The 8,162-nt window shown below is 42.0% G+C and carries 7 protein-coding genes; 3 read left to right on the top strand and 4 right to left on the bottom strand.

Annotation, left to right across the window (positions count from 1 at the left end; translation table 11 throughout):
• Positions 1–656: beta-ketoacyl synthase N-terminal-like domain-containing protein (locus tag MRT15_RS07615; protein WP_304329441.1), on the bottom strand; the 656-nt coding region annotated here is incomplete at its 3' end.
• A 207-nt stretch (positions 657–863) separates the two neighbouring features.
• Between MRT15_RS07615 and MRT15_RS07610 the strand changes: the two genes are divergently transcribed.
• Positions 864–1,772 carry a S16 family serine protease gene (locus MRT15_RS07610; protein ID WP_304329439.1) on the top strand — a complete coding sequence of 303 codons (909 nt, stop codon included), beginning with the start codon at positions 864–866 and terminating at the stop codon, positions 1,770–1,772.
• Between the two features lies 1 nt (position 1,773).
• On the top strand, positions 1,774–2,577 hold the full coding sequence (locus MRT15_RS07605; RefSeq protein WP_304329437.1) for an inositol monophosphatase family protein: 804 nt from the start codon (positions 1,774–1,776) through the stop codon (positions 2,575–2,577).
• Here MRT15_RS07605 and MRT15_RS07600 read toward each other — a convergent pair.
• The gene (locus MRT15_RS07600; protein ID WP_304329436.1) at positions 2,572–3,234 is read right to left on the bottom strand and encodes an AroM family protein; all 663 of its coding nucleotides are present in this window, start codon (positions 3,232–3,234) and stop codon (positions 2,572–2,574) included. The two genes, MRT15_RS07605 and MRT15_RS07600, sit on opposite strands and share 6 nt — an antisense overlap.
• Positions 3,234–4,352, bottom strand: coding sequence for a C45 family peptidase (locus MRT15_RS07595; protein WP_304329434.1), 1,119 nt, complete (start codon positions 4,350–4,352; stop codon positions 3,234–3,236). The genes MRT15_RS07600 and MRT15_RS07595 overlap by 1 nt, the downstream gene beginning before the upstream one ends.
• Positions 4,353–4,467: 115 nt before the next feature.
• Here MRT15_RS07595 and MRT15_RS07590 point away from each other — a divergent pair, with 115 nt between their 5' ends.
• Positions 4,468–7,284 carry a cation-translocating P-type ATPase gene (locus MRT15_RS07590; protein ID WP_304329432.1) on the top strand — a complete coding sequence of 939 codons (2,817 nt, stop codon included), beginning with the start codon at positions 4,468–4,470 and terminating at the stop codon, positions 7,282–7,284.
• Between the two features lie 12 nt (positions 7,285–7,296).
• Here MRT15_RS07590 and MRT15_RS07585 read toward each other — a convergent pair whose 3' ends face one another.
• On the bottom strand, positions 7,297–8,064 hold the full coding sequence (locus tag MRT15_RS07585) for a V4R domain-containing protein (RefSeq protein WP_304329430.1): 768 nt from the start codon (positions 8,062–8,064) through the stop codon (positions 7,297–7,299).
• Positions 8,065–8,162 lie beyond the last annotated feature (98 nt).

The following is an 8,162-nucleotide window of genomic DNA, read 5'->3' as shown; positions in this document are numbered from 1 at the left end:
GCACCATCAGATATCAATGAGCAATCATAGAGTTTTAGAGGCCAAGCAATAACCCTACTACTCAAAGCCTTCTTCAAATCCACCTCAACACCATACATGTGAGCTTTAGGGTTTAAATTGGCGTTGGAGTGATTCTTAACAGCCACCAAAGCCATTTGCTCCTCAGTTGTCCCATACCTATTCATGTGGGCAGTAGCCATCAAAGCGTAGAGGGATGGGAATGTTAAACCATTAATTTGTTCGAGGAAGCTATCCGAGGCTGTGGCTAGAATATCAGTTACTGTGGCTGTGTCGAGGTGTGTCATCTTCTCAACACCACCCACCAAAACGAAGTCGTATAAGCCTGAGGCTATCGCAGTGACGCCAAGCCTTAAAGCCACACCAGAAGAGGCACAGGCAGCTTCAACCCTAACACCATCAACCCCACCACTTAAACCACACCACTCCAAATATATTGGTGCATTATGCTCTTGATGCTCAAACATCCCACTCATCTGACCAATGAATAAAGCCTTAATCATATCTGGAGAAACTTTTGGAGCTGAATCCATACATTCCCTAAAAGCCTCTTGGAAAAGCTCCCTAGCACTCAAACCAACACGCTTACCAAACTTGGAAATCCCAACTGAAATTATTGAGGCAAGAGGCTTATTCAAAAATCCCCAAAGAAGCTTATACATTGATACAAGTATTTAAGTTGTATGATTGTGAATACGACAGTAGACGAATAAAATTTAGTCTACAGTACAACACGAATGGTCATGGAAGATCATGGAAAACGATTTTCAATGGTGGTGAAAACGTTTCACCACAAAACAATATATCCAAGCAAAATGATAACTATCTTCTGGGGGATGAAGGCTTTGAATAGCAATAAACTCCTAACGGTAATCCTAATATTGAGTTTAATTGTGAATGCAGCTTCAACATCAATTATAATTGCATTAAATCAGAGGAATCAAACATTATCCAAGATGCTTGAAGAAGCATATACACAGCTATCCCAAGCCAACACCATGATTGCACAACTCTCAACACAATTAAACTATACAATGCAGCAATTGGAGTATTATAGGAGGCAACTGGAATACTACACCACAATCGCTTATAGTGGCAGCGCTGGTGGAGCTGTATCAGGATCATCTGAAGTTAAAATTGTAGCGGTGAGAGAGGTGCAGGAAGACATATTCACAACTTACTATGAGGGGGTTGTCATGAAAGCTAAAGTTGAAATAACCCCTGGAAATGGGAGGATACTGGTAAACACACAACCAAACATTGGAATAGACCTCCAATCCAGCATAAGGACAGCTGCAACAGTGGCTGAAAAGTATACTGGAATAAGCCTAAGGGGGGCTGACATAATAGTTTCAGTCATAGCAGACAAATCAATACAAGTGGTGGATGGGCCTAGTGCAGGGGCAGCAATAACAATAGCCATAATATCAGCGGTGAAGGGGTTGAAGGTGAATAGCACAGTATACGTTACTGGAACAATAAATCCAGATGGAAGTGTGGGGAGTGTTGGAGGGGTATTGGAGAAGGCTGTGGCAGCAGCAAGGGATGGATGCAAATTATTCCTAGTTCCAAGAGGGCAATCCAACATCCCCATACTTCAACCCATAGAGAAGATTGTTGGGAATGTGAAGATAATCACCTACAAATACACAATAGTAAACTTGGAAAGCTACCTCAAGAGTAATGGGTTTAATGTAAAGGTTTTAGAGGTTGGAAGTATAAGTGAAGTTGCAAGGTATATGCTTGGTGGATAATATGAACATGAACACACTATTAAAAAGGCTTATTGAGAAGTCTAGGGTTAAAGCTTCAAAAATGCTTATGGAAGCTAAATCCACAAATATGGTCTTGAGTGAAGAGGAGGGTGGAAAGATAGATTTAGCATTAGAGGAGGAGTTATTATTGGAGGTTAAGAGAAACCTACAAAACTTCACATTCATAGGCGAGGAAACTGGGAAGAATGTTTATGGTTCTGGGAAACCAATAATAATAGTTGACCCATTGGATGGGAGTACAAATGCATATAGGGGGTACCCAATATACTCCACATCCATAGCCATAGCTGAAGAAGGCAATTTAAACAGCATAATATGTGGAGCCGTGGTAAACATTGTGACTGGAGACACATTCATGGGTTTTAGGGGGTTTGGTGTGGAATTGAATGGGAGGAGGGTTAAACCAAGCAATGTGGAAAAGGTTAGCGAAGCACTAATAGCTGTGGATTTAAATATTAGGGGAAAGTATATGGAGCACTTCAACAAAGTTAAGCCAATCATAGCTGAAGCTAAGCATGTGAGGTTCATTGGGACAGATGCCCTAGAAACATGCTTCGTAGCTGCAGGTATATGTGATGCCTTCATAGATTTGAGGGGTGCACTGAGATTAACGGATTTCGCAGCAGCATGCTTCATGGTTAAAGAAGCTGGTGGAGTGGTATTGAATGAGTGGGGAGGGGAATTCAACCCAGAATTCCAAGATAATATAAGGGCGAAATATATTGCTTCATGCAACATTAAACTTGCAAATGAAATTGTGGGGAAGGTTAGGGGGAGCTCATAGAAGTTCACATATAGCCCTAGCCAAAGCAGTCCTTGCAGTTAAAACCATAATTCCAAACCCCCTCAAAACATCCCTCTGTTCAAGAGTATATCCAATACAATCCATAATTGCAAGCTTCACACCATCACCCCTAAGTCTCCCACCCAACCCCCTAAAATCACTTAGACTTGAAGTGTATGGTGATATTGGGTATACATGTAAATCCCTAAACAATCCACCCCACTTAACCCTAGCATAATCCACCTGCTCAACGGCTGGAATTAATATTCCAACCCTCCCACCATAAACTATGCTTGAAGCCATCCCCTTCAAAACCTTCTCAGGGTAAATTATTGGTTTAGAGGATGGGTAGTCTGGGAATTCACCTGAACACAATATTCCAATAACATCCACAATCCCCTCAATCTTTGATATGCATTCCCCCACCAATGGTATAACCCTCTCCCTGGAAATCTTAACTTCAACACCACTCCTAAGTCTAGTTACATAAACTGTTTCCCCAAACATGGGTTTAAGCTTCTCAATCTCCCCAGGTTTAAGTTCATCTAGAGCTCCAACCTCCAAAACCTCCACTCCACTGGGAAGCAACTTCAACAAGTCGCCAGTAACATCAACCCTTGGAGATTGCCCAATAGTTACAAGTCCAACCCTAACCATCAAACACCACCATACTGCTTAAACCACAACCTCCCATCAGCAGCTTCCATTGGAATACTCTCCCCAAAAACTGTATGTATAAATTCTGATTGACATGGATATCCTATGGCAGTGTAAACCTCAATTTCTCCAGCACCAACCTTGAATATCTGTGATGAGAGGGTTGTGGAGGATAGTAGAGCTGTGAGTGGGCTACCCACTATTGGTGGGTGTCGGCATATGGAGTATGGACTTGGACCATGGAAGTGATCTCTACTAAACCCCATAAGGGTTTCCACACTAAACTTTTCAACCCCCTTGAGAAGCATCCTTCCACGGGTATACCTCACAAGCGTCTGCTGCCTAACAAGCAACTCCAATTCATCACGAACATCAGGGTTAACGTGGAATAGGTAATGGTTTGATCTGCAATCAGGCTCTTTAACCTCCCAAATGTATGGTGTGAATCCAGCCTTCAATTCCACAATCACAATCCTCTCACGATCTGAGAGGAAGAGGTTTGAGAAAGCATTAAACTGGCTTCCAGATATAAACTTTAAAGCTTCATCCACGCTACTACACTCCTCAAGTATCCTCCTAATAATTATGGGTATGCTCATCCCCTGAGCAGAGGTTGGATCTATAATTTGCTGTGGAGTTGCAGTGTTAAATGCCACTAAACCATGCTCATTAACCCCCTGATACCAGCAAACACTACCAGCAGTTACAACGCCAATAAACCTATTATAGCCATCCAGCTTAGAGTATGATAAGACTTGTGGGTGAAGCCTCCTAAACCCTAAATCCCTATTCTTCATCAACATGACAGAGCCATCCAAGGTAAATCCACTGGGAATTGCGAACGCCGTACATCCATCCATGAAAAGTTTATCCACACTTAAACCGAAATCCAAAGCTAAAACCTCAGAGACACTTAAACCAGAACCCTTGGCAATCCCCTCAGCTTCCTCAAGGAATCTTTGTGGAACATACTTTAGCTTAGCATCATTAACCTTCAAGTAATCTTCAACCTTCAACTCCAAAATCTCCAAAAGATTTTTAACGAGATTCAACCTATACCTTAAAGCTCCAGCCTCCCTAACCCCCCTCTCAAAACCTTGATTGAAAGGTGAAGTCATAATTCAAATTATCCATAAAGAATTATTTAACATTTGCCAGCAAGGTTAACTTTAAATCTAATCCTAAAAATAAGTTTATACAAACCACACCCCCATATGGAGTTGTGTAACCCAAATGAGTGAATGGCATGCCCTGGAGCTAAATGAAGTTTTGAGGAAACTTGAAACAAGCTTAAATGGGCTTTCACCACAAGAAGCCAGTAGAAGGCTTGAGAAGTATGGATACAATGAGATTAAGGAAGTTAAGAAGAGGACTGCACTACAAATGTTCCTAGATGAATTCAAAGATGTCTTCGTACTACTATTGATAGCAGCATCAATATTCTCAGCCATAATAGGATACTGGGAAATGCTACATGGAGGGGAATTCCTAGAAACCTTTGCAGATACAATAACCATAATAGCCATAGTATTCCTATGCGCATTAACTGGATTCATACAGGAGTATAGGGCTGAGAAGGCTTTAGAAGCATTAAAGAAGATGACTGCACCAAAAGCCAGAGTTTTACGTGGAGGGGTGGAAATGACGATACCAGCAAGGGAAATAGTTCCAGGAGACATAATAATCCTAGAAGAGGGGGATAGAGTACCGGCAGATGCAAGGATAATAGAGGCAATTGAACTTAGAACCAATGAAGCTATGCTCACAGGGGAATCAACACCAGTACATAAGGAACCCACAATACTCAAAGCAGAAACACCAGTATCAGAGAGGAGGAACATGGTATACTCAGCCACACATGTAGTCCATGGAAGGGGGAAAGCCGTAGTGGTAGCCACGGGAATGAACACGGAATTTGGGAAGATAGCTGAAATGGTTCAAACCATGGAAGAAGAGAAAACACCACTACAAAGGAAACTAGACTCCTTCGCAGGGAAAATGGCTAAACTAGTGATAGGTGTATGCGCACTAATATTCCTAATAGAGGCTGTGGAAGTAGCTGTACAAATGAAGTTTGAAGTGGAAGGATTCATACAAGCCTTCATGTCTTCAATAGCCCTAGCCATATCAGCAGTGCCAGAAGGGTTACCAGCCATAGTAACCATAGCCCTAGCCCTAGGAGCTAGAGAACTAGCCAGGAGAAATGCCGTAATAAGGAAGTTGTCCGCAGCGGAAAGCTTAGGCTCAGTAACAGTAATATGCTCAGATAAAACTGGAACCATAACCAAGGGGGAAATGACTGTTAGAAGGATATACGTGGATGGAGAATACATAGAGGTTACAGGAGTTGGATATGAGCCTAAGGGGAGCTTTAAACGTGGAAACGAAACCATAAACCCAGAGGGGGACATAGAAATCCTATTGAGGATAGGAGCTCTATGCAACAATGCAAAACTAGTTAAGAGTGAGGGGGGAAGCTCATGGAGTATAATGGGAGACCCAACCGAGGGGGCATTGATAGTTGTAGCGGAAAAGGCTGGTTTAAGTAAAGAGAAACTTGAAGCAGAATACCCAAGAATATGGGAAATACCATTCTCATCAGAGAGGAAGAGGATGACAACAATACATAAAACCCCATTCGGAGAGATTCACGCATACATGAAGGGGGCACCGGAAATAGTGTTAGAAAGATGCAATAGAATACTGGAAAATGGAAAGGTGAGGGAGATAACAGAAGAGGATAGGATGAGGATACTCAAGGTTAATGATGAGATGGCATCAAACGCCCTAAGAGTTTTAGCCATGGCCTACAAACCCCTCCCAAAGGAAATGACAACATACGATGAGGGGTTGGAGCAAGAAATGATATTCGTTGGATTGGAGGGGATGATAGATCCACCTAGGGAAGAAGCCATAGAAGCCAACAAACTATGCCAAAAAGCAGGGATAAAGACGATAATGATAACGGGAGACCACAAACTCACAGCCATAGCAGTAGCAAGGGAAGTGGGGATGTACAGGGATGGAGACATAGCCCTAACTGGAGAGGAACTTGAAAAGATGAGCGATGAGGAATATGATAAGATTGTGGAGAAGGTGACTGTATATGCTAGAGTTTCACCAGCCCACAAACTCAGAATAGTTCAAGCATTGAAGAAGAAGGGGCATATAGTGGCAATGACTGGAGATGGCGTAAACGATGCACCAGCAATAAAAGCCGCAGACATTGGAATAGCCATGGGAATAACTGGAACAGATGTAACCAAAGAGGCTGCAGACATGATCCTCACAGACGACAACTTCGCCACAATAGTTAGAGCAGTGGAATATGGCAGAGTAATATATGACAACATCAGAAAGTATGCAAGATTCCTACTAGCATGCAACTTCGACGAACTACTCGTAGTGGGATCCTTCGCAATACTTGGAGGAATATTTGGAGCAGAACTATTCCCACTACCACTACTACCAGCCATGATACTATGGATAAACCTAGTAACAGATGGAGCTCCAGCAGTAGCCTTAGCCACAGATCCACCTGACGTGGACGTCATGGATAGACCCCCAAGGAAACCTGAGGAAGGGATACTACATGGAATGCTAGCCTTCATAATAGCATCCTTCATACTACAAGCCACAGGAACAATACTCGTCTTCTCCCTAGAATACTACGTCTGGCCTTCACATCCATGGAACTTCCCATGGGGGATAGATGAAGAAGCAAGACTCCTAACCTACAGGGAAGCAACCACAGCAGCCTTCATACAAGCAGCACTATTTGAACTATTTGTGGTATGGAACTGTAGATCTGAGAAGCATAGCGTATGGAGGATGGGGAGAAGAGCATTACAAAACAAATTCTTCGTAATTGCAGACATAGCCTCAATAATAATTACACTGGCAATATCATACATACCAATAACGCAACAACTATTCCACCTAACAGCAATGAACATCAGGGACCTAGCATACATATTTGGAGTGGCAAGCTGGGGCCTAATAGTACTACCAGAAGTATTCATGGGCAGAAAGGTGCTGAAATGGCATTAGAAGAGTAAAGCCTCACAGCTCCCTCAAAACCATCCTACATTTATCACTCCCCATTGCTATGCATTCTTCTTCTTTGCATTCCACTTCTCTCCCTAATAGTTTGCTGTAGTATCCTTCGATTATTCCTCTGATTAGTGATGATTTAACCCTCCTACCAGACTCCAAATTAATCCCACACTCCAAACAATCATAAATAATGTATTCAACTTCCAGAGGGTTTAAGCATCTCTTTACTGGTTTAATGATGCCATAACCTACAACTGTGAAGAGTTTTTCAGCAATCTTCAACATGTCTTCAGGGTTTAATTTCATACTCTTCTTGTGAGCTTCATAATAGCTTTCACCAATCTCCCTACCAATAATGTACAGCATCATTTGTGGTGCAACTTTAAGGTTCCCCCAAACAGCATTTATAAGAGATTTAAAAGCTGATCTCCTAATGATTACAACTCTCTCACCGGAAATCTTTGGGGTGGCGTTTGGGCATACTTCCACAACCCCCACGTCGGGAGGGTGAATTTCAACATTCTTCACATACTTAACTCTCCTAATTGCGTCTTCAATCCTCGCCAAGTCCCGTATACCACTGGAATCTATGAATATTATCATGCTTGTATTGCTATTGAAAACCTTTATTATTGGTATATTCCATTCAGCCATTATCTCAGCAATATCCCTCAAAACGCCTATAGCGTATTTAGCTTCAAAACTGAATTCAATGATTATTGTGGCTATCCTCCCCCCTTCACAGGTAGCCATGGGTATAGGTTCAAAACTCAACTCCACAATGCAAATTATTGGAATTCAAATATATAACCCTTACCATTTTTTTGCAGAATAAATGCTTTAGAAAACAATTTAAACAGAATGGAGTATAT

The sequence above is a fragment of the Candidatus Culexarchaeum yellowstonense genome (assembly GCF_024707025.1).
Classification (GTDB): Archaea; Thermoproteota; Methanomethylicia; order Culexarchaeales; family Culexarchaeaceae; genus Culexarchaeum.
Note: the sequence above shows the minus strand (reverse complement) of the source record. Positions and strands in the feature narration are given on the sequence as shown.

What these genes read in the sequence shown, in the direction of transcription:
- MRT15_RS07605 (WP_304329437.1), top strand. Translation starts at nt 1,774, where the DNA reads ATGAACATGAACACACTATTAAAAAGGCTTATTGAGAAGTCTAGGGTT.
- MRT15_RS07590 (WP_304329432.1), top strand. Translation starts at nt 4,468, where the DNA reads ATGAGTGAATGGCATGCCCTGGAGCTAAATGAAGTTTTGAGGAAACTT.
- MRT15_RS07595 (WP_304329434.1), bottom strand. Translation starts at nt 4,352, where the DNA reads ATGACTTCACCTTTCAATCAAGGTTTTGAGAGGGGGGTTAGGGAGGCT.
- MRT15_RS07600 (WP_304329436.1), bottom strand. Translation starts at nt 3,234, where the DNA reads ATGGTTAGGGTTGGACTTGTAACTATTGGGCAATCTCCAAGGGTTGAT.